Raw genomic sequence first — 18697 nt, 5'->3', positions numbered from 1 at the left:
CCGCTAGCACTCAAGAAGTAAAAAGAAGGATGGGGACACGATGAAACAAAATAATCAAAACACCAGCTTCACTCCCAACACGCCGTCTTCGAGTCCGGAGTATGGTGGCACTATCCTTGGCTTTATTTTAGGTCTTGGGGTTGGTCTCGGCGTTGCTTTTGTGATTGCCTTTTACCTTTCCAAAAACACACCTCAAGAGCGCCCTGGAGTCAGAGCCCCTAATCTCCCATTAACAATTAAGCCAGGTCCAGCGCCTGCCGAGGGCGAAGCAGCCGCCCCTGCGGAGTCTCTTGATTTGAATAAGCCTTTGCAGGGCAAGTCGGCGGCACCTGCGGCCAATACCCCAGACCCTATTGCTGATTTAGTCAATGGGAAGAAGCCGGCAGAATCGACCCCCGCACCAGCTGCAAAATCGGATGCAATTTATTTCTTACAAGTGGGCGCCTTTAATAAGCGAGCTGATGCAGATGCTCAAAAAGCCAGCTTGGCTATTCAGGGCATCCAGTCCCAACTAAGTGAAATTAGTAGCGAGGGCAACACGCTCTGGCGTGTTCGTGTTGGCCCATACAATAGTGTCGAAGAAAGCAATCCTGTGCGAGATAAGTTAAATAGCATGGGCATTAAACCGAGCGTTATTAAATCTAGCAAATCATGATCACATTGTCTAAGTCTAAGCGAGCCCTTTTATCTGCGGCGATTCTTGGTATGGCCTTTTCTGTTTCAGGCCTTGCTACTGCGCAAAGCCCTAAGATTGAAGAGGGGTTTGATTACCGTATTCTGCCTACTCCTCAGCCAGTTGAATCTAAAGGCAAGGTTGAGGTCATCGAGTTCTTTTGGTACGGCTGTCCACATTGCTATGACTTTGAGCCGGAGCTCAATGCATGGCTTAAGCGCCAACCAAAGGATGTGACATTCCGCAAAGTGCCTGTTGCCTTCCGTGATGACTTTATGCCACACAGCCAATTGTTCTATGCCTTAGAGGCCATGGGCAAGGGTGATGCGATGAATGACAAAGTCATGTACGCCATGCATAAAGAAAATAAGCGCCTCATGACAGAAAATGAGATTGCAGATTGGGTTGCGTCTCAGGGTATTGATCGCAATACTTTCTTGGCCACCTATCGTTCCTTTGCCGTTGTATCGAAGGCACGTGCTGCAAGGCAGATGGCTGATGCTTACCGCATTGATGGTGTGCCAACTGTTGTGATGCAGGGTCGCTATGTGACCTCCCCATCAATTGCTGGAACCAAAGCTAAAGCGATCGCAGTAATGGATTTCTTGGAGCAAAAAATCCGTAAGGATAAGTACAAGTAAGTCCGAATCTTAGATTTTGACGAAGCGTCGTACGATCCAAAAGTAAAGAGGGTAAGGCAGGATTCTGAGGAACTTTAAGAATCCTGAAAATCGTTTAGGGAAGTGAATATCAAACTCTCCCGCCTGAATTCCGTTAAGGATTTCTTTAGCAGCTTCATCAGCAGTGATTAGCGCTGGCATCTCAAAATCATTTTGAGCAGTTGCTTCGGTTGCCACGAAGCCTGGTGAAATCATATGCACACTTACGCCTTGCGGTAGTAAGTCGTAATAGAGTGTTTCACAGAAATTAATAATCCCCGCTTTGCTTGGCCCATAGGCCAAAGCTTTTGGGAGTCCGCTATATCCAGCAACACTTCCAACAATCGCAATGTGACCGGAGTGAGCCTCGAGCATATTCGGCAAGACTATTCCGACTGCCCGCATGGGGCCTAGTAAGTTGGCATCAATGGTTTGTTGTGCAACATCAAAGTCAAAATTATCAGCGCGCAAGGGTGTGTATACGCCGGAAACAAATAGCAGCAGATCTAATCCGCCCCACGCTTCTAGGATAGTTTGATGAGCTGAAATAAGCTGTTCTTGCTGGGTCACATCCAGCGGGAGAACCAAGCTTTGTTCTGGATCCGCGGATTGCGCAAGAGTATTTAGGCGTTCAACACGACGGCTTGAGAGTGCCACCTTTGCACCTGCTTTGATAAAAGCTTTTGTACAGGCCTCACCAATTCCACTGGATGCTCCAATGATCCAAATACGTTGATTGATAAATGAATCAATTCCTTTTTGTTTCATGGGCGCAGGGCATCACTTGAGTGAATAACATCTTGGTGTTTGAGGGTGTACTGCACGACATCAATATTCTTTTCGGAGAATCCAGCTGCGCAATACATGAGATAGAAATTCCAAAGTCGAATGAAAGCTTCATCAAATCCGAGGCGATAGATTTCTTCAATCTTGTGATTAAAGCTATCACGCCATAGACATAAGGTTTTAGCGTAGTCGGCACCAAAAGCAAACTCTGCCTCAACCTCTAGGCCTGCACTAGCGGCCGCAGCCTTGAACTTACTTGGTGATGGCAGCATGCCGCCTGGAAAAACATACTGTTGGATAAAGTCGGTACTATGGCGATAGCGATCAAATAAATCTTCTGCAATCACAATTGTTTGGATACAAGCTCGGCCGCCTGCTTTTAGTCGATTGGCAACGGTTTGGAAGTATTCACCCCAATGGTTTTCACCAACTGCCTCAAACATTTCAATGGAGGCAATGCCATCAAATTGCTCTGCACAGTCTCGATAGTCCTGGAGACGCACTTCGAATTGACGGGAACTATTTATCTCTGCAACTACTTTTTGAAGTCTAGTGTCTGCAAAAGCTTTTTGTTCTGTCGACAAAGTCAGGCCGGTAACTTGATTGCCATTCCGCAGAGCCTCTTCCATAAAGCCACCCCAACCGCAGCCAATTTCTAGGAGTTGATCACCTGGCTTGGTGTTTATGGAATCTAAGATACGTTTGATCTTGGCACGTTGCGCATCCATCAGTGATTGTTTGTCACCCTCAGAGAACCACGCGCTTGAATAGCTCATAGTGGGGTCTAACCAAAGGGTGTAGAAGGCATTTCCTAAGTCATAGTGCGCATGAATATTTTTACGGCTTCCAGATTTGGAGTTATCTCTAAACCAATGCCTCAGGCGATACGCTATGGATCCAAGCCAGCTTCCATAGATTGCTTTCTCTAAGATGGTGCGGTTACGAATAGCCAATTCCAGAACTGCTTTGAGATCAGGTGTATTCCATTCACCCCGAATATAGCTTTCAGCAAAGCCAATATCACCATGAGATAACACTTGTTTAAACACGGACCAATCTAAAACTTGGATTTCTGCATGCAATTGATCTGTACTATTTCCAAATTCTTTGACTTCTTTATTTGGCAGGGTGAGCACCAAATATCCGCTGCGTAATTGCCCCAAAAGAGCCAATAAGGTTTCTGTACTCGAGCGATATTGTTGCTGTTTAGATTCGCGCTTCTCAGTACGTGAGAAGGTTAGGCGGGACAGTAGTGATTGGCCGGGGCGATTCATCGGGTAATTTCAAGTTCTGGTGGTTTAGGTTTTGAGTGAAAGGGTACACCTTTTAACCATAATTTCAATGCCTGCCAATGAATTCGACCAATAACACCCAGACTCATCAGGGGGTAGCGAAGGAAGGCAAGGTAGAGAGTGCTTTTGTTTAAGGGCTGAGCTAGCCCGCTGATGCTGGTATTGATCAATGGAGCGCCGTCTTCATGAAGCTCAATCCGACAAACGATATGCTGCTTTGAATTGCTATCCTGAGGAAACAAAAAGCGAAAGTGGTATTCCCCGCGTACGTCACAGAAAGGCGACACATGAAACACTTTCTTGCTCACCAAGGTCTCTCCGGATTGCAAGGCTTTGCCAGAGTCATGGTTGAGCAAGTAGCAGTGCCGTTCACCAAAAGTGTTGTTCACCTCGGCTAATACCGCCTGAACTTGTCCATTGGCTTGAGTGCAAATCCAAAAGCTCACAGGATTAAAGACATATCCCAATACTCGCGGGAAGGTTTGTAACCAGATCTCGCCATCGATAGACTTAATATGATTTGCTTCCAAGGTTGCTTCAATCCAGCTCAGGCTATCTGCATTGCCCAATCCATGATCTTGGTCGAAGAATGAGAAAAGTCCGAATTGATTATCTCTAAGACCATGCATGCTCAGTAATGTTGGGTCACTCCTTCGAGCGCGCATCGGAATGGATAGCGTAAATACACCGTAGCCAAACGCATTTTTAGCGGGGCGAAAGCGCCGATGCTTTACCGTCCCAAAATTAATCGTTGGCAAATTCATTTACTGAACGTCTTTAATGGAGTTGGGTAGAACGCGATGTGCAATTTTTTCCATTAGATCCATTGCCACCAATTCACCTGAGCGAAGACCATCCTCATGAAAGCCAAATCCAGTCCATGCGCCGCAATACCAAATTGAGGCATTGCCTTGAATTAGTGGTAGCTCTTTTTGTGCCTGAACAGCACGCATATCAAACACTGGGTGCGAGTAATGAATTTCCTCATGCACCAATTTTGGATTGGGATCAGTCAGCGGGTTCAAACTCACAATAATCTGTGTGCTCTCGAATGCTTTGGGTAGTGGCTGTAAGCGATTAATTAAATAATTCACGCTGACGTGTTGCTGTGCAGTCGGTGTTGCACCTGATTTTGCAGTGTAATTCCAAGCTGCCCAGCAGCGCTCGGTAGCTGGTAAGAAATTGATGTCTGTATGCAAAATGGCTCGATTTTTTTGATAAGGCACCGAGGCCAAAATATTACGGGCATCTTGATCGATGCCGTGCACCAGATCTAAAGTCTGGTCGCTATGACACGCCATCACTACTTCATCAAACCAATGTGATCCAGAGGATGTAATCACTTCAGCCTGAGAGTTTTCAGATTGACGTGCATTGACACGAACAACTGTCTCGCGCACAAACTTGACTTGTCGCTTCTCCAGAGCAGCTACTAAAAGTTTCACATACTCTCGTGAACCGCCTTTAACAGTAAGCCATTGCGGGCGATTTTGAATTTGCAAAAGTCCGTGGTTGTGACAGAAACGAACCATGGTCTGAATTGGAAACTCCAGCATCTGCTCGACAGAGCATGACCAGATGGCGCCAATCATCGGCAAGAAATAATTTTCCCTAAAGCTCGTGCTAAAACGATTGCGATCTAAAAAATCTTTAATGCGTTCATCCGGCTCTGCATATTCAAGCTTGGCAGTGATTTGCTCTTCTGCGAGCCGAGTGGCGAGACGATTGAAGCGTAAGATGTCATAAGCCATTCTCCAAAACGACAGGGAGAATAAGTTGCTTCTTTGTCCAAAGAAAGAGTTTAGATCGTTTCCAGCCCACTCGATTTTTTTATTGACCCCAGTTTTTTTGCCAGCATCAATCGATACTGAAAAAGACATCTCTGATGGTGCTATTGGTGCCTGAATTTCCTCAAACAACCGAACTAAGCGAGGATAGGTTTTGCGATTAAATACTAAAAATCCAGTATCCACTCCATGGGTCATCTTGCCTTGAGGAGTTTCTAGTGTGAGATCTACAGTATTGCTGTGACCGCCAATATGGTTGCCGCCTTCAAATATGGTGATGTCTAAATCTGGGTGCTGTCTTAACGCATAAGCACAACCTAGTCCAGAAATACCGGCGCCAATGATGGCAACTTTTTTCTTACCCACTAAATTTTCTCTCCAAGAAGTTTCTCTATATCGCCAGTAATACTGCTACTTGTTGGCTTAGTCATACTGCCAAATGCATCCACCACGTTGCCATTGCGATCAATCAGGTATTTATAAAAGTTCCATTTCGGTGTTGTTCCCGTCTTGGCAATGAGCATTTTAAATAAAGGGTTGGGATTACTGCCACTCACTGAGCTTTTAGCAAACATGGGGAACTTCACGTCATAGGTATTTTTGCAGAAGTCAGCAATGTCTTTGTTGCTTCCCGGCTCTTGCTGCCCAAAATCGTTTGATGGAAATCCCAATACCACCAAGCCACGATCTTTATATTTGGCATATAACTTCTCTAGACCCTCATATTGGCTAGTAAAACCACAAAAGCTGGCCGTATTAACGACCAAAATGACTTTTCCTTGGTATTGGCAGAGGTTTTGAGGCGCCTCATCCTGCAATCTGGGAAAGGTGTGCGATAAAAGGGGGTTACAGCTGGGCGAGGCTGGCGGTGCCGCCTGAACCAATTGCATTGCTGGTAGCAGCAAAAGTAGTGCCAGTAAGTAGCTCTGCATATTACGAATCATCTTGAACCTATGGACTGGGTGGGGATGTCCAAGTCTAAGACATTCTGGCAAATATCGTTGGCCTCAGCTCAATGCCATTAATATGACGTTATGAGCTCTCTACCATTACCTTCATTTGAGTCCAAAGTGTGCGCCCCAACAGAGCTGGAGGCGCGCATTGCTGCATTGCCAAGACCTCTGGTGTTCACGAATGGCGTCTTTGATATCTTGCATCGAGGTCATGCTAGTTACTTAGCTCAGGCCCGAGCATTGGGCGCTAGTCTGGTGGTAGGTGTGAACTCAGATGCTTCAGTCAAGATGTTGGGTAAGGGTGACGATAGACCTATCAATACAGAGGCTGATCGCCAAGCTCTATTAGCAGCGCTCGAGAGCGTCGATTTAGCAGTGTTATTCACAGAACAAACCCCAGTGAACCTCATTGCAAAAATTCATCCAGATATCTATGTCAAGGGTGGAGATTATGAAATCGATACACTCGAAGAAACTCGCTTAGTGAAAACTTGGGGTGGCAAAGCAGTCGCTATTCCATTCCTATATGAGCGCTCTACAACCACTTTGTTGGGCAAGATTCGTACTAGCTAAGAATAAATTATTTAAAGCTGTCTAGCGCTCAAAGATTTTGCAAGAGCCAAGCCCAAAGTCCTCGCAGCACCAAACCTTCAATGGGCTCAATTGGCAGTGTTGCCAACTCAGGAAATTGTTTAATTTCATTCGCCAACACTTTGGCATTGCCACCATCAAGCCAAATTCGTTCAACAGGATGATTCATGGCTTTAGCTAAATATGCTGCGCGTAGTATTGCGCCAATTTGTGCAGCATCGCAGCCACCAGTAATAGCGTCATCTGTTGTTGTGCCAAAGCTTGCTTGAGTTGCATTATTACTAGAGCGAACTGCCAATGGAAGTTGGGCCGTATGTTGTTGCAGGCCTTCTTGCATCATACTCAGGCCTGGCAGTATCCAGCCGCCGTAATGAACACCATTGCCGCCCAGCAGGTCAATAGTCGTGGCTGTCCCAGCGTTAATCACTAGTGTGTTGGTGTTTGAGAGCGCTCTTGCACCAATCAATGCCGCCCATCGATCTGCACCCAACTTGCTTGGGTCTTGATAGAGCGTCCGAACACCATCGTAAGGGCTGCTGCCTGTAAATTGCTTCCACTCAAGATCTTGCCATTGTGGAAAGAGGCTACGTAGATGATTGATGGCGGTATCGCCCGCCACACAAGCAAATCCAATCGCATCTGGCTTAGGCAAGGTTTTAGAAATGTAGTCAGATAGTTCGGCACGCAGCTCTGGTGATTGAAATGATTTAGTGCTAATAGAGCCAGAATACGCCCACAACTTTTTGTTACGATCTGAAATATTTTGTGTGGATTCGACAGCGGCCCACTTGAGCCGAGTGTTGCCAAGATCAAATACTAAATACAAACTCATGATTGAACTCGTAAAGAAATATCGCCTGCATGAATGGCAACGGATTTGTCATGCTGTTTTAGGATAAGCGCGCCAGTGTCATCAACTCCAGCAGAAATACCAATGATGGGTTCTTTGCCCGCGCCTGAGATGCAAACAGATTGTCCGTTAAAGGCATCCCATCGCTCCCACGAATTCTTAAAGTGACCGAATCCATGTTGATCAAACTGAGTTAAATATTTCTCAAAGGATTCAATGAGTTTTAGCCAAACAAATTCGGTGTCCGGAAGCGCTCTTTGGTGAGGCATGAGTTGCTCCAGATCTCCAACCCCTAAAGCGACCTTTCCTTCTAAGCTCTTTTCAATTAGCGCTGCATTGCGTAAGTTAAGGCCTAGCCCAATAATCATCCAAGTAGGCAAGCTTGGACTACTCTGCCCACCTTCAATGAGGATGCCGCCAAGCTTGGCATTGTTGAGAAGCAAATCGTTAGGCCACTTCAGGCGCAAGCCTTGTTGATGCAATGCGTCCTCACTCAATCCTAGTGCTGCTGCAATTCCGGAAATAAGCGCTAGGCCAATAACTAGACTCAGCCCGCTCAGTTCATTGGGGCTTTTGTGAAAGGGGTAGGCCAGGGAGAAGCACAGGGTGTCTTCCGGCCTTGAAAGCCAAACTCTTCCGGCTCTACCTTTACCGGAGGTCTGCTCTTGAGCAATACGGGCAACTGGATCAATTAATTCCCCGGCGCGCCAACGGGCCAATAAATCATCATTAGTTGATTTGGTGGTGGCAACGCGCTCTAGGATGCAATTCGTACTCATTTTCCTATTGTAGAAAGATCTGACCAGGCTGACCTAGAATGGTGGGATGCATCACGAAGATCAGCGTCCTCGCAAGTTTGTTTGGCCACTTCAGGCCATGCCTTTGGCCAGAGCCATTAGCCTGAGCTATGCGCTGTTAATCATCTATGTCAGCTTAAACCCATTTGATTTCAACTTTGACAATGGCATTGCCCCATGGGCGTGGTTAGACGCCCCCTTACCCCGCTTTATTACGCTATTTGATGTCTCGGTCAATATCTTGGCCTATATCCCCTTGGGATTTTTGCTGGTCTTTGCCTGCTACCCCCGGTGGCGTAATTTTGTTGCTCTAGGCATTGCCTTGAGCTTTAGTGCGGCGCTGGCTTTTAGTGTCGAATCTTTGCAAACTTGGCTTCCCACGCGTATTCCGAGCCAAATGGATTGGTGGGCCAATCTACTGGGTGGCTTGATGGGCGGCTTATTAGCCATTCCCTTGGGGCCCCAGTGGCTCTCCGGTAGTGCAATACGCCGTCGTTTTGACCAGTGGTTTGGTTTGAACTGGGCTGCATGTGCTCTATTTCTACTTTTTCCTTGGGCTCAAATCTACCCCCAAAGCTCTTGGTTGGGCACCGGTGTATGGGGTCACGCGATCTTTGCCTCGGTCGATTGGGGGACGATGGTCGTGAACCATGTTGTTCAGGAATCGATCATTACGGCGATTTGCTGGCTCGGTACTGGGCTCTTGCTATCACTGGGTATGCGTGCAAAAGCGCCACAGTGGAAAATCTTAAACAGTCTGCTTTGCTTCACCGTTTTGATCAAGATTGCCTTTACTGCATTGCAATTTGGGGCAGAGTTTGGCTTGCTATGGCTTACTGCAGGAGCTCTGTGGGGGATGGTATTGGGAAGTCTATTGCTGAAATGGACCCTCCAATTTTCTGAGTCCAATAAAACCTGGCTTGCGATCGCTTGCTTGCTGAGCGCTACTCTGGCAATTAATCTGTTACCGGATAACCCTTATTTCATTCTGACATTAAGACATTGGCACCAAGGCCGACTATTACACTTTAATGAGTTAATGCAATGGGTTTCAGTAGTATGGTTGCCATTAGCTTTATTGTGGGTGCTTCGAAATCGGACTACTTTTAATTTAAAACCTTGATTGAGATTACTTATGAGTTTCAAACACCATGTTTTTTTCTGTTTAAACCAGCGAAGTAATGGCGAAGATTGTTGCGATCGCCATAACGCATTTGCATTATTTGACTATGCAAAAAAACGCGTGAAAGAGTTGGGATTGTCTGGCCCTGGAAATATCCGCATCAATAAGGCGGGATGTTTAGATCGTTGTGCTGATGGCCCAGTAGCCGTAATTTACCCAGAGGGTATTTGGTATACCTTTGTGGATACTGAAGACATTGAAGAAATTATTCAGTCACACTTAATACAAGGGCGACCTGTAGAGCGTCTGCAGTTAGCTTAAAAAAGATTTCGGAAAGTTTTCCTCATGAATAGCCGTACAAAAATCATTCATATTGAAGGCGTTGTAGGTCAAATTGAAATGTCGATTGATCTGCCTGACGAATTAAAAAATAATCCTGATTTTTTGGTGAGGGGTTTAGCTTTAGTTGCACATCCTCATCCGCTAATGGGCGGAACAATGGATAACAAGGTTGCACAGACTATGGCGCGTGCCTTTAATCAACTCGGTTACGTTAGCGTGCGTCCTAATTTCCGCGGTGTTGGCGCTACTGCTGGTGTGCATGATGACGGTGTTGGCGAGATGGAAGATCTGCTACATGTCACTGATTGGATGCGCACGCCCTCAAGCTGGAATGAATTTGATGCGACTTCACAACAAGCGTGGACTCAGACTGCAAATACTTTGCCTTTAGTGGTTTCTGGATTTTCATTTGGCAGTTTTGTTGGAACCCATTTAGTGCAGCGTTTAGCAGGGCTCGGACGCCCAGCTGAGCGACTTGTCATGGTGGGTAGTGCGGCAGGAAAGTGGGTCTTAGCGCCTGTACCTGCTGATACGATTTTGATACATGGTGAGGTCGATGAAACTATTCCCTTGATCGACGTCTTGGATTGGGCGCGTCCTCAAGAGCTAACAGTACAGGTGGTGCCAGGCGCAGACCATTTTTTCCACCGACGTCTACATTGCATACGCAACATCATCACTGGTGCTTGGTTGGGTATGCCTGATCATCGCAATCCATAAACTACAAAGTACATTAGAGAGATAAAAAATATGACTGAAGATAGAAAATCCCTTATCGAGTACCCATCTGAATTTCCGATAAAGGTGATGGGTAAGACCAATCCAGAATACTTGCCAGCAGTTTTGCATATTGCCCGTCAATTTGATCCTACCCTTGATGAGAGCAAGGTTGAGCAACGACCTTCTAAAGACGGAAATTATCTGGGTATTACTTTACCGATCACTGCAACTAGTCGTGAGCAATTGGATGAGTTGTATCGCACTCTATCTACACATCCTCTCGTTAGTGTGGTTCTCTAAATTATTTGCATGAGTTTTTTAGTAAAACATTTAGGGGTAGCTGACTACGAGTCAAGCTATCAAGCGATGCGGGATTTTACGCAGAAGCGAGATAGCAATACTCCAGATGAAATTTGGATTCTGGAACATCCTCCAGTATTTACACTAGGTTTAGCTGGAGATGCGAGTAACTTACACTCCCCTAGCAATCAAATTCCCCTAGTGCAGGTAGATCGCGGTGGTGAGATTACTTATCACGGCCCTGGGCAAATCGTGGTGTATCTATTGCTCGATCTGCGGCGTTTGGGGATTTTTGTAAAAGAACTTGTCTCCCGAATTGAGCAAGCCTTAATTGATACCCTGGCAGATTTTGGCATTCAGGCAGAAAGACATGCTGGTGCGCCCGGTATTTATATTGCTCGGGAGAGCGGAGTTTCATTGGAGTATCGGGGTGCAAAGATTGCTGCTTTGGGCCTCAAAGTCTCAAAAGGGTGCTCCTATCATGGGCTTGCCCTCAATGTATCGACTGATCTGGCCGCTTTTTCCCGCATTCACCCATGTGGGTATGAGGGCTTAAGGACAGTAGATATGCAAACCCTTGGGATCAAGGACAATATAGACATTATTAGCCAAACCCTTTTAGGGCATTTGCAAAAGCAACTGATTCCATCATGACTACCAATAAGCCGGACCTCGATACCGCCACTACTAGCAATAGTCGCCAAGACCTTAATTACGATGCTTCACGTAAACAGAAGTCGAGTGAGAAAACTGCGCGTATTCCAATCAAGATCGTGCCTTTGGAGCAAGTACTCAAAAAGCCAGACTGGATTCGCGTCAAAGCTGCTTCAGGCAATTCTCGCTTTAACGAGATCAAAAAAATCTTGCGTGAGAATGAGTTGGTGACAGTATGTGAAGAGGCGAGTTGCCCCAATATTGGAGAGTGCTTTGGCAAGGGCACTGCTACCTTCATGATCATGGGCGACAAATGTACACGTCGTTGCCCATTTTGTGATGTAGGCCATGGCAGACCAGATCCACTAGACACTAAAGAGCCCAGCAATTTAGCGCGTACGATCGCGGCCCTGAAATTAAATTATGTGGTGATTACCAGCGTAGATCGTGATGATTTACGTGATGGCGGTGCTATGCATTATGTGGACTGTATTTCTCAATCACGAGATCTTTCACCAGGTACGCGTATTGAAGTCTTGGTTCCCGATTTTCGTGGTCGCCTAGATAAAGCTTTGGATATTTTTTCTGAGCACGCACCACAAGGTTTGCCCGATGTAATGAACCACAATCTAGAAACCGTACCTCGTCTCTATAAGCAAGCTCGTCCCGGTGCAGACTACGCGCACTCATTAAAGTTATTAAAAGACTTTAAAGAGCGCTTCCCACATATTCCAACCAAGAGTGGCTTGATGGTTGGTTTGGGTGAGACAGACGAAGAAATTTTGGAAGTGATGCGTGATATGCGTGAGCACAATATCGATATGCTGACGATTGGACAGTACTTAGCTCCATCAGGTCACCACCTCCCAGTACAGCGCTATGTTCACCCAGATGTGTTTAAGCATTTCGAGGCAGAGGCTTATGCCATGGGCTTCTCACATGCCGCCGTGGGTGCAATGGTGCGCTCTAGCTACCATGCTGATCAACAAGCCCACAGTGCAGGCGTTGTCTAAACTCATGCTCCAAAAGTTTGGTGTAGTCCTAGCACTTGCATTTCTACTTACCGCTTGTAGCCCCAAGTTAGATTGGCGGACTGTACAGTCTCCTCAAGAAGGCTATAGCGCTTTATTTCCAGGTAAGCCTGAAAAAATGGAGCGACGACTGTCCTACGTAAATCAAGAAATTCCTCAAACCTTAGAAGCGGTAAAAATTGAGGATGATATTTATTCTATAAGTACGATTCGCTTGAGTAAGGATCAAGCTACCCTGGTGCCTAAATTGTTAGAGCAATTACAGGGCAATTTATTAAATCGTGCGAATGTCAGTTTGGAAAGTGCGCTTAGTACAGACACTCTTTATCAGACTGCAAACAAACAGCGTATTGCCACTAAGGATTACTTCTTGGAATTTAAATCTACTGGTGCAGTAGAGCAATCAATGCGTGTACGTTGGATTACCAGGATTGCGCCAAATAATGGGACATGGATTTATCAGATCTCGGTTTTGCATGCTGCTCCAGCAAGGGTGGATGCAAAACAATTTTTCTCTGAAGAGGCTTACTCCAACTTCTTTGATGAGTTTCGTCCAGAATAGTTTCTAGACGAAACTGAAATTCTGTTTAAGATTTTTCTAGGGCGGCTACTTTGGCTTCTAGAGCTTCTAACTTTTCTCTAGTCTTGGCCAGCACCTTAGATTGCAGATCAAACTCTTCACGAGTAACTAAGTCCATTTTCTGAAATCCCTGATTCATCATTGCACGCACATTCTTTTCAATCTCTTGTGCAGGTGAATTGCGAATAGCATCCCCAACCTTGTTCTGCATATCGCTAGCAATGCGCTGGATTTGTTCTAGGATTTCGCCTGGTTTTTGCATAATGCTGCCCGCCGTTCTGTTGAAAGTTGCTTAAAAGATACAGAATCTATTTTATGTTGTTGGGCCAAAAACAGGCAGAACCAGCCAAAAATGCTGCAATCGCACCAAAATGAACCAAATTGGTGCAAATATACGCACTAAAGGGGGGCATAGGCCTTAATTAGGGGAATTGCACCAAATTAGAAGGGTGGCCGAGATTCATGATTACTCCATGCAATAAAGCATTTATCCCTTTTTCATTACACACAGCAAGGAGCAACACATGAAAACTATTCAAAAGACAGCCATCGCTCTCGCAGCATCTGGCTTATTTACAACTGCAGCGTTTGCACAATCAGCTCCTGCAGCTGCGCCAGCGGCTCCAGAAGTCAGCCCAATTACAGCTAACGTTTCTTTGGTAAGCGACTACCGCTATCGTGGTGTCTCCCAGTCGAACTTGAGACCAGCTATTCAAGGTGGCTTTGACTACGCTCATGAGAGTGGCTTCTACATTGGTAACTGGAATAGTTCAATCTCTTGGGTAAATAACCTAAACCCTTCAGTAGCCTCAAGCATTGAGATGGATTTTTATGCTGGTGTAAAAAAGGAATTAATTGGCGAAGGTTTTGCGTCTGACTTAGGTGTATTGCAGTACTACTATCCAACAACCGGAAACTTTTCCGGCACCAATGTAAATCCAAATACAACAGAGATTTATGCAGCTCAAAACTATACATTCGGCCCGGTAACTGGTTTCTTGAAGTTTTCTTATGCAGTAACCAATACATTTGGAAATCAAAACAGCTCCGGCTCTTACTATCCTGATTTGACAGTTAACTACGATACTGGCGTTTGGGGACTTGGAGTAAATGCACACGTTGGTTACCAATATATTGCTGGATCTGTCGCCGGTACATCTAACTCCAGTTTATATAGCTATACCGATTGGAAATTGGGCGTAACAAAGGACTTTGGTGGCGGCCTATCTTTAGCTGCTGCTTATATCGGTACTAACGCAGGAAAAAATTCTTCAGGTGTATACAACTATGTATCACCAACGGGTAAGAATTTAGCTGGTTCAACAGGCGTTCTTACACTTACAAAAACTTTCTAATTCCTTCCTCTGAACGGAGAAACGTATGAAATTAATTACCGCAATCATCAAGCCCTTCAAGCTTGACGAAGTGCGCGAAGCTCTCTCGGAAGTGGGAGTTTCGGGCATCACCGTCACTGAAGTTAAAGGCTTTGGTCGTCAAAAGGGTCACACTGAGTTATATCGCGGTGCTGAGTATGTTGTCGACTTTTTACCTAAAGTAAAAATTGAAGCTGCTGTTGAAGATGGCATCTTGGAGCGAGCGATTGAAGCAATTGAAAAATCTGCCCGTACTGGAAAAATTGGTGATGGCAAGATTTTTGTCTCTCCAGTTGAACACGTCATTCGTATTCGTACCGGTGAAACCGGCGCGTCAGCACTTTAAAGAGAGGTTCAAAATGTTAACTTGGATGAAACGACTCCTAGCTGGAAGCGCAATGGCCTTGGCTATTGGCGCAACTAGTGTGATGGTAGCTTCACCAGCTTTTGCTGATGAAGCAAAGCCAGTGGCTGCAGCAGCAGCGGCAGCAGTTGCAGCCGCTCCTGCATTGGTTCCTAACAAGGCTGATACAGCTTGGTTATTAGTGTGTACTGCATTGGTAATCTTGATGACATTGCCTGGTTTGGCTCTGTTCTACGGCGGCTTAACACGCAGTAAGAACATTCTTTCTGTACTCGTACAGTGCATGTTTGTCTTTTCATTGGTGACTGTTTTATGGTCTCTTTATGGATATAGCTTTGCATTTAGTGAAGGCGGCGCATTCATTGGCGGATTAGATCGCTTGTTTTTGCAGGGCATTACTCCTGACTCAGTTGCAGCTACCTTTAGTAAGGGTGTTGTGATTCCTGAGTTTGTATTTATGGCCTTCCAAGCTGCCTTTGCAACGATTACTTGCTGCTTGATCGTTGGTGCATTTGCTGAGCGTGCAAAGTTCTCCGCAATCATTTTGTTTGTGATTTTGTGGTTCACTTTTAGCTACTTACCAATCGCTCACATGGTTTGGTTCTGGCCCGGTCCTGATGACATTAAAGATGCTGCATCACTCGAAGCTATTACAGCTCGTGCTGGTTGGTTGTGGCAGAAAGGTGTTCTCGACTTTGCTGGTGGTACCGTTGTTCACATCAATGCTGCGATTGCAGGTTTGGTAGGTTCATTTGTAATCGGCAAACGTTTGGGTTACGGTAAAGAAGCGATGAAGCCACATAACTTAGTGTTCGTCATGATTGGTGCTTCACTGTTGTGGTTCGGTTGGTTTGGCTTCAATGCGGGTTCTGCTCTGGAAGCAAACGGAAGTGCAGTCTTGGCATTCGTAAATACATTGTTGGCAACAGCAGCTGCAGTATTGGGCTGGTCATTTGCTGAGTGGATTACAAAAGGCAAGCCTTCTATGTTGGGTGCTGCATCTGGTTGCGTAGGTGGTTTAGTTGCAATTACTCCAGCTGCTGGTTTTGTTGGCCCAATGGGCGCACTCGTAATCGGTGCTCTTGCTGGCGTAGTTTGCTTATGGGGTGTTTCTGGTCTCAAGAAGATGTTGGGTTCAGACGACAGCTTGGACGTATTCGGTGTGCATGGCGTTGGCGGTATCTTAGGCGCATTGTTAACTGGTGTGTTCGCAGATCCAGCTTTGGGCGGAACAGGTATTTGGGATTACGTAGCTAATGCTGCAGCCCCTGATTACTCTATTGCTAGCCAACTGTGGATTCAGAGCCAAGGCGTGATTGTTACCCTGATTTGGTCTGGCGTAGTTTCTTATATCGCCTTCAAATTAGTGGATATCGTGATCGGCCTGCGCGTTAAGGAAGATGAAGAGCGCGAAGGTTTGGATATCAGCTCCCACGGTGAGTCCGCTTACGAGTCTTAATTAGCGTTTTTACCCCTTCTGGGCGGCTTTAGTTGGCTGCCCGGTTTTTAAGCGCGGGATCCTCGGATTCCGCGTCTTTCTTTTAAAAATCTTACAATGGTGAAATGGTTCCACATCTCATCACTGCCCTTAGCGGCCCTCTTCTCGATCTCGAGTCGAAGGTATTAGAAGCAACCCCAACGATTGAGCGCTGGTTCAGGCTTGAATGGCAGGAGCACACTCCGCCGTTCTACTGTTCCGTAGATCTGCGTAATGCAGGCTTTAAGCTTGCACCGGTTGATACCAACCTCTTTCCGGGCGGTTTTAATAATCTCTCGCCCCAAATGCTGCCTTTAGCTGTTCAGGCTGCTATGGCTGCGATTGAGAAGATTTGCCCTGAGGCAAAAAATTTACTATTGATACCCGAGCGACATACTCGCAATACGTTCTATTTGCAGAACATTGCGCGCCTATCATCAATCTTGCGTCAATCGGGTCTCAATGTCCGCCTTGGCACTTTGTCTGACGAAATAAAAAAACCAACTTGGATTGATTTACCCGATGGTAATCGTCTCTTGATGGAACCGCTATCTCGTTTGGGTTTGAAGAAGCAACGTCTCGGACTAAAAGATTTTGATCCATGCTCAATTCTGCTGAACAATGATTTATCGGCGGGTATTCCTCCGATCTTAGAAAATCTGCACGAGCAATATCTCTTGCCAGGCCTGCATGCAGGTTGGCATGTTCGTCGCAAATCAAATCACTTTGCTGCATATGATGAGGTCGCCAAAAAATTTGCGAAGGTAGTAGATATCGATCCATGGATGATTAATCCTTACTTTGCTAGTTGCTCTAATGTAAATTTTCATGAGCGCAAAGGTGAGGAAGAATTGCAAGCAGCTGTAGAGAAAGTTCTCAAGAAAACTGCGAAGAAATACCGTGAGTACGGTATTAAAGAAAAACCATATGTCGTTGTCAAAGCAGATGCTGGTACATATGGCATGGGTGTGATGGTGGTGAATGATCCTGCTCAGCTAAAAGGTTTGAATCGTAAAGACCGCAACAAGATGAGTGTTGTCAAAGAAGGCCTTGAAGTAAGCGATGTCTTGATTCAGGAAGGCGTGTATACCTTTGAGAAGGTGAATGAGGCAGTTGCTGAGCCCGTGGTGTACATGATTGACCGCTATGTAATCGGTGGCTTCTATCGAGTGCATACAGACCGTGGCCCTGATGAGAATCTGAACGCGCCGGGAATGCATTTTGTACCTTTGGCATTCGAGCAAAACTCCATTCCAGATCTGGGCGCTAAGCCTGGTAGCGCACCTCCCAATCGCTTTTATCTCTATGGCGTTGTCGCTCGCCTAGCTTTGTTGGCAGCCTCCTTAGAGTTAGAGCGCTCCGATCCTAATGCTGAAGCTGCTTAACTTACTCGAATATTGAAATGAACTTTCTTTTCATTGCTGATCCTCTAGAGTCTTTTAAGATTAGTAAAGACTCTACCTTGGCAATGATGCGAGTTGCGCAAGAAGCAGGACACCAACTTTGGTTTTGCGAAAGTCGAAATATTCTCTGGAGAGATGACTTTGTAGTGGCTGATTGTCAGTCCCTCGAAATTAAGCCAAGCAGTACATCCTGGTTTGAATTGGGTCCCATAGAAGATCGCCCATTAAATACCTTTAACGCAGTCATGATGCGTACTGATCCACCGTTTGATATTGAATATCTCAATACCACTTGGCTATTGTCAGCTGCCGTTCGTCAGGGTGCGAAAGTTTTTAATAATCCAACAGCTATTCGGGATCACTCCGAAAAGATATCTATCACAGAGTTTCCGGAACTCATTCCACCAACTTTAGTGACACGTGAACTCAGTGCGATTGAAGTATTTCATCAAGAGTATCAAGATATTGTCATTAAGCCCCTCGATGGTATGGGTGGCATGGGCGTATTTCGCGTGGGGCCCGATGGTTTAAATCTTGCCAGCATCGTTGAGACGCTTGGTGAAAATGGTGCGCGTACTCTTATGGTGCAAAGATTCTTGCCAGAAATATCCCAAGGCGATAAACGAGTGTTGCTGATCGGTGGTGAGGTGGTGCCATTTGCACTAGCCCGCATTCCACAAGGCAGTGAAATTAGAGGCAACCTAGCTGCCGGTGGCAAAGGGGTAGCTATGGCACTAACAGATGCTGAGATAAAGGTTGCAGAGCGTCTTGCCCCTGTATTGAATGCCCGCGGCTTGTTCTTGGTAGGATTGGATTTAATTGGCGCATATGTCACCGAAATTAATGTGACTAGCCCAACGTGTTTTGTAGAAATTACTGAGCAAAGCGGATTTGATGTTCCGAAATTTTGGTTAACAGCGCTTGAAAAGGCATTGGCATAAA

General features: G+C 45.8%; 23 protein-coding genes. 15 read left to right on the top strand and 8 right to left on the bottom strand.

Annotated features, from left to right (window positions below; translation table 11 throughout):
* Positions 1–40 precede the first annotated feature (40 nt).
* Positions 41–655, top strand: a complete 615-nt coding sequence (locus tag AOC19_RS08775) for an SPOR domain-containing protein (RefSeq protein WP_215376133.1) — start codon at positions 41–43, stop codon at positions 653–655.
* Positions 652–1314 carry a thiol:disulfide interchange protein DsbA/DsbL gene (locus AOC19_RS08770; RefSeq protein WP_435367674.1) on the top strand — a complete coding sequence of 221 codons (663 nt, stop codon included), beginning with the start codon at positions 652–654 and terminating at the stop codon, positions 1312–1314. Before AOC19_RS08775 ends, AOC19_RS08770 begins: the two co-directional genes overlap by 4 nt.
* A gap of 9 nt (positions 1315–1323) precedes the next feature.
* Here AOC19_RS08770 and AOC19_RS08765 read toward each other — a convergent pair whose 3' ends face one another.
* From AOC19_RS08765 to AOC19_RS08745, 5 genes are read right to left on the bottom strand one after another with little or no spacing between them, the layout of a single operon-like run.
* The gene (locus tag AOC19_RS08765) at positions 1324–2100 is read right to left on the bottom strand and encodes an SDR family NAD(P)-dependent oxidoreductase (protein ID WP_215376130.1); all 777 of its coding nucleotides are present in this window, start codon (positions 2098–2100) and stop codon (positions 1324–1326) included.
* A complete protein-coding gene (locus tag AOC19_RS08760; RefSeq protein ID WP_215376127.1) occupies positions 2097–3392 on the bottom strand; it encodes an SAM-dependent methyltransferase in 1296 nt (431 codons plus the stop codon). Before AOC19_RS08760 ends, AOC19_RS08765 begins: the two co-directional genes overlap by 4 nt.
* Entirely contained in the window at positions 3389–4174 is a 786-nt protein-coding gene (locus tag AOC19_RS08755) for a DUF1365 domain-containing protein (RefSeq protein WP_215376124.1), read from the bottom strand. Before AOC19_RS08755 ends, AOC19_RS08760 begins: the two co-directional genes overlap by 4 nt.
* Positions 4175–5563 carry an NAD(P)/FAD-dependent oxidoreductase gene (locus AOC19_RS08750; protein WP_215376121.1) on the bottom strand — a complete coding sequence of 463 codons (1389 nt, stop codon included), beginning with the start codon at positions 5561–5563 and terminating at the stop codon, positions 4175–4177. It abuts the gene before it with no gap.
* Positions 5563–6141 (bottom strand): glutathione peroxidase, encoded by a 579-nt coding sequence (locus tag AOC19_RS08745; protein ID WP_215376118.1) that lies wholly within the window; start codon positions 6139–6141, stop codon positions 5563–5565. The genes AOC19_RS08750 and AOC19_RS08745 overlap by 1 nt, the downstream gene beginning before the upstream one ends.
* Positions 6142–6231: 90 nt before the next feature.
* On the opposite strand from AOC19_RS08745, the gene rfaE2 reads away from it, so the two are divergent.
* Positions 6232–6723, top strand: coding sequence for a D-glycero-beta-D-manno-heptose 1-phosphate adenylyltransferase (rfaE2, locus tag AOC19_RS08740; RefSeq protein ID WP_215376115.1), 492 nt, complete (start codon positions 6232–6234; stop codon positions 6721–6723).
* Between the two features lie 28 nt (positions 6724–6751).
* Here the strand turns inward: rfaE2 and AOC19_RS08735 are convergent, their stop codons facing one another.
* Positions 6752–7573, bottom strand: coding sequence for a type III pantothenate kinase (locus tag AOC19_RS08735; RefSeq protein WP_215376112.1), 822 nt, complete (start codon positions 7571–7573; stop codon positions 6752–6754).
* Positions 7570–8370, bottom strand: a complete 801-nt coding sequence (locus AOC19_RS08730; protein ID WP_215376109.1) for a biotin--[acetyl-CoA-carboxylase] ligase — start codon at positions 8368–8370, stop codon at positions 7570–7572. The genes AOC19_RS08735 and AOC19_RS08730 overlap by 4 nt, the downstream gene beginning before the upstream one ends.
* A gap of 46 nt (positions 8371–8416) precedes the next feature.
* Between AOC19_RS08730 and AOC19_RS08725 the strand changes: the two genes are divergently transcribed.
* The 7 genes from AOC19_RS08725 to AOC19_RS08695 are packed head-to-tail and all read left to right on the top strand — an operon-like array spanning position 8417 to position 13120.
* Positions 8417–9511 carry a VanZ family protein gene (locus tag AOC19_RS08725; RefSeq protein ID WP_215376107.1) on the top strand — a complete coding sequence of 365 codons (1095 nt, stop codon included), beginning with the start codon at positions 8417–8419 and terminating at the stop codon, positions 9509–9511.
* 12 nt (positions 9512–9523) lie between these two features.
* Positions 9524–9832 carry a (2Fe-2S) ferredoxin domain-containing protein gene (locus tag AOC19_RS08720; protein WP_215376104.1) on the top strand — a complete coding sequence of 103 codons (309 nt, stop codon included), beginning with the start codon at positions 9524–9526 and terminating at the stop codon, positions 9830–9832.
* Positions 9833–9856: 24 nt separating this feature from the next.
* A complete protein-coding gene (locus AOC19_RS08715) occupies positions 9857–10573 on the top strand; it encodes an alpha/beta hydrolase (protein WP_215376102.1) in 717 nt (238 codons plus the stop codon).
* A gap of 30 nt (positions 10574–10603) precedes the next feature.
* On the top strand, positions 10604–10873 hold the full coding sequence (locus AOC19_RS08710) for a YbeD family protein (protein WP_435367673.1): 270 nt from the start codon (positions 10604–10606) through the stop codon (positions 10871–10873).
* A 9-nt stretch (positions 10874–10882) separates the two neighbouring features.
* Positions 10883–11527, top strand: coding sequence for a lipoyl(octanoyl) transferase LipB (gene lipB / locus AOC19_RS08705; RefSeq protein WP_215376099.1), 645 nt, complete (start codon positions 10883–10885; stop codon positions 11525–11527).
* The gene (lipA, locus tag AOC19_RS08700; protein WP_215376096.1) at positions 11524–12540 is read left to right on the top strand and encodes a lipoyl synthase; all 1017 of its coding nucleotides are present in this window, start codon (positions 11524–11526) and stop codon (positions 12538–12540) included. The genes lipB and lipA overlap by 4 nt, the downstream gene beginning before the upstream one ends.
* A 4-nt stretch (positions 12541–12544) precedes the next feature.
* Positions 12545–13120: a hypothetical protein gene (locus AOC19_RS08695; RefSeq protein WP_215376093.1), complete on the top strand. Its 576-nt coding sequence runs from the start codon at positions 12545–12547 to the stop codon at positions 13118–13120.
* Positions 13121–13145: 25 nt separating this feature from the next.
* Here the strand turns inward: AOC19_RS08695 and AOC19_RS08690 are convergent, their stop codons facing one another.
* Positions 13146–13400 carry an accessory factor UbiK family protein gene (locus AOC19_RS08690; protein ID WP_015422110.1) on the bottom strand — a complete coding sequence of 85 codons (255 nt, stop codon included), beginning with the start codon at positions 13398–13400 and terminating at the stop codon, positions 13146–13148.
* A gap of 262 nt (positions 13401–13662) precedes the next feature.
* Here AOC19_RS08690 and AOC19_RS08685 point away from each other — a divergent pair, with 262 nt between their 5' ends.
* The 5 genes from AOC19_RS08685 to gshB all read left to right on the top strand — a co-directional run bounded on the left by AOC19_RS08685 (position 13663) and on the right by gshB (position 18696).
* Complete coding sequence (locus AOC19_RS08685; RefSeq protein WP_215376090.1) at positions 13663–14493, top strand: TorF family putative porin; 831 nt, start codon at positions 13663–13665, stop codon at positions 14491–14493.
* Positions 14494–14518: 25 nt separating this feature from the next.
* The gene (locus tag AOC19_RS08680) at positions 14519–14857 is read left to right on the top strand and encodes a P-II family nitrogen regulator (RefSeq protein WP_011903792.1); all 339 of its coding nucleotides are present in this window, start codon (positions 14519–14521) and stop codon (positions 14855–14857) included.
* Positions 14858–14870: 13 nt separating this feature from the next.
* On the top strand, positions 14871–16334 hold the full coding sequence (locus tag AOC19_RS08675; RefSeq protein WP_215376087.1) for an ammonium transporter: 1464 nt from the start codon (positions 14871–14873) through the stop codon (positions 16332–16334).
* 104 nt (positions 16335–16438) lie between these two features.
* Entirely contained in the window at positions 16439–17737 is a 1299-nt protein-coding gene (gene gshA, locus AOC19_RS08670) for a glutamate--cysteine ligase (RefSeq protein WP_215376084.1), read from the top strand.
* Positions 17738–17754: 17 nt separating this feature from the next.
* Complete coding sequence (gshB, locus tag AOC19_RS08665) at positions 17755–18696, top strand: glutathione synthase (protein WP_215376081.1); 942 nt, start codon at positions 17755–17757, stop codon at positions 18694–18696.
* The last annotated feature ends 1 nt before the right edge of the window (position 18697 follow it).

It is taken from the genome of Polynucleobacter asymbioticus, from assembly GCF_018687575.1.
Taxonomy (GTDB): Bacteria; Pseudomonadota; Gammaproteobacteria; order Burkholderiales; family Burkholderiaceae; genus Polynucleobacter; species Polynucleobacter asymbioticus_C.
This window is presented reverse-complemented; position numbering and strand designations above follow the sequence as displayed.

What these genes read in the sequence shown, in the direction of transcription:
- AOC19_RS08775 (WP_215376133.1), top strand. Translation starts at nt 41, where the DNA reads ATGAAACAAAATAATCAAAACACCAGCTTCACTCCCAACACGCCGTCT.
- AOC19_RS08770 (WP_435367674.1), top strand. Translation starts at nt 652, where the DNA reads ATGATCACATTGTCTAAGTCTAAGCGAGCCCTTTTATCTGCGGCGATT.
- AOC19_RS08765 (WP_215376130.1), bottom strand. Translation starts at nt 2,100, where the DNA reads ATGAAACAAAAAGGAATTGATTCATTTATCAATCAACGTATTTGGATC.
- AOC19_RS08760 (WP_215376127.1), bottom strand. Translation starts at nt 3,392, where the DNA reads ATGAATCGCCCCGGCCAATCACTACTGTCCCGCCTAACCTTCTCACGT.
- AOC19_RS08755 (WP_215376124.1), bottom strand. Translation starts at nt 4,174, where the DNA reads ATGAATTTGCCAACGATTAATTTTGGGACGGTAAAGCATCGGCGCTTT.
- AOC19_RS08745 (WP_215376118.1), bottom strand. Translation starts at nt 6,141, where the DNA reads ATGATTCGTAATATGCAGAGCTACTTACTGGCACTACTTTTGCTGCTA.
- rfaE2 (WP_215376115.1), top strand. Translation starts at nt 6,232, where the DNA reads ATGAGCTCTCTACCATTACCTTCATTTGAGTCCAAAGTGTGCGCCCCA.
- AOC19_RS08735 (WP_215376112.1), bottom strand. Translation starts at nt 7,573, where the DNA reads ATGAGTTTGTATTTAGTATTTGATCTTGGCAACACTCGGCTCAAGTGG.
- AOC19_RS08730 (WP_215376109.1), bottom strand. Translation starts at nt 8,370, where the DNA reads ATGAGTACGAATTGCATCCTAGAGCGCGTTGCCACCACCAAATCAACT.
- AOC19_RS08725 (WP_215376107.1), top strand. Translation starts at nt 8,417, where the DNA reads ATGCATCACGAAGATCAGCGTCCTCGCAAGTTTGTTTGGCCACTTCAG.
- AOC19_RS08720 (WP_215376104.1), top strand. Translation starts at nt 9,524, where the DNA reads ATGAGTTTCAAACACCATGTTTTTTTCTGTTTAAACCAGCGAAGTAAT.
- AOC19_RS08715 (WP_215376102.1), top strand. Translation starts at nt 9,857, where the DNA reads ATGAATAGCCGTACAAAAATCATTCATATTGAAGGCGTTGTAGGTCAA.
- AOC19_RS08710 (WP_435367673.1), top strand. Translation starts at nt 10,604, where the DNA reads ATGACTGAAGATAGAAAATCCCTTATCGAGTACCCATCTGAATTTCCG.
- lipB (WP_215376099.1), top strand. Translation starts at nt 10,883, where the DNA reads ATGAGTTTTTTAGTAAAACATTTAGGGGTAGCTGACTACGAGTCAAGC.
- lipA (WP_215376096.1), top strand. Translation starts at nt 11,524, where the DNA reads ATGACTACCAATAAGCCGGACCTCGATACCGCCACTACTAGCAATAGT.
- AOC19_RS08695 (WP_215376093.1), top strand. Translation starts at nt 12,545, where the DNA reads ATGCTCCAAAAGTTTGGTGTAGTCCTAGCACTTGCATTTCTACTTACC.
- AOC19_RS08690 (WP_015422110.1), bottom strand. Translation starts at nt 13,400, where the DNA reads ATGCAAAAACCAGGCGAAATCCTAGAACAAATCCAGCGCATTGCTAGC.
- AOC19_RS08685 (WP_215376090.1), top strand. Translation starts at nt 13,663, where the DNA reads ATGAAAACTATTCAAAAGACAGCCATCGCTCTCGCAGCATCTGGCTTA.
- AOC19_RS08680 (WP_011903792.1), top strand. Translation starts at nt 14,519, where the DNA reads ATGAAATTAATTACCGCAATCATCAAGCCCTTCAAGCTTGACGAAGTG.
- AOC19_RS08675 (WP_215376087.1), top strand. Translation starts at nt 14,871, where the DNA reads ATGTTAACTTGGATGAAACGACTCCTAGCTGGAAGCGCAATGGCCTTG.
- gshA (WP_215376084.1), top strand. Translation starts at nt 16,439, where the DNA reads ATGGTTCCACATCTCATCACTGCCCTTAGCGGCCCTCTTCTCGATCTC.
- gshB (WP_215376081.1), top strand. Translation starts at nt 17,755, where the DNA reads ATGAACTTTCTTTTCATTGCTGATCCTCTAGAGTCTTTTAAGATTAGT.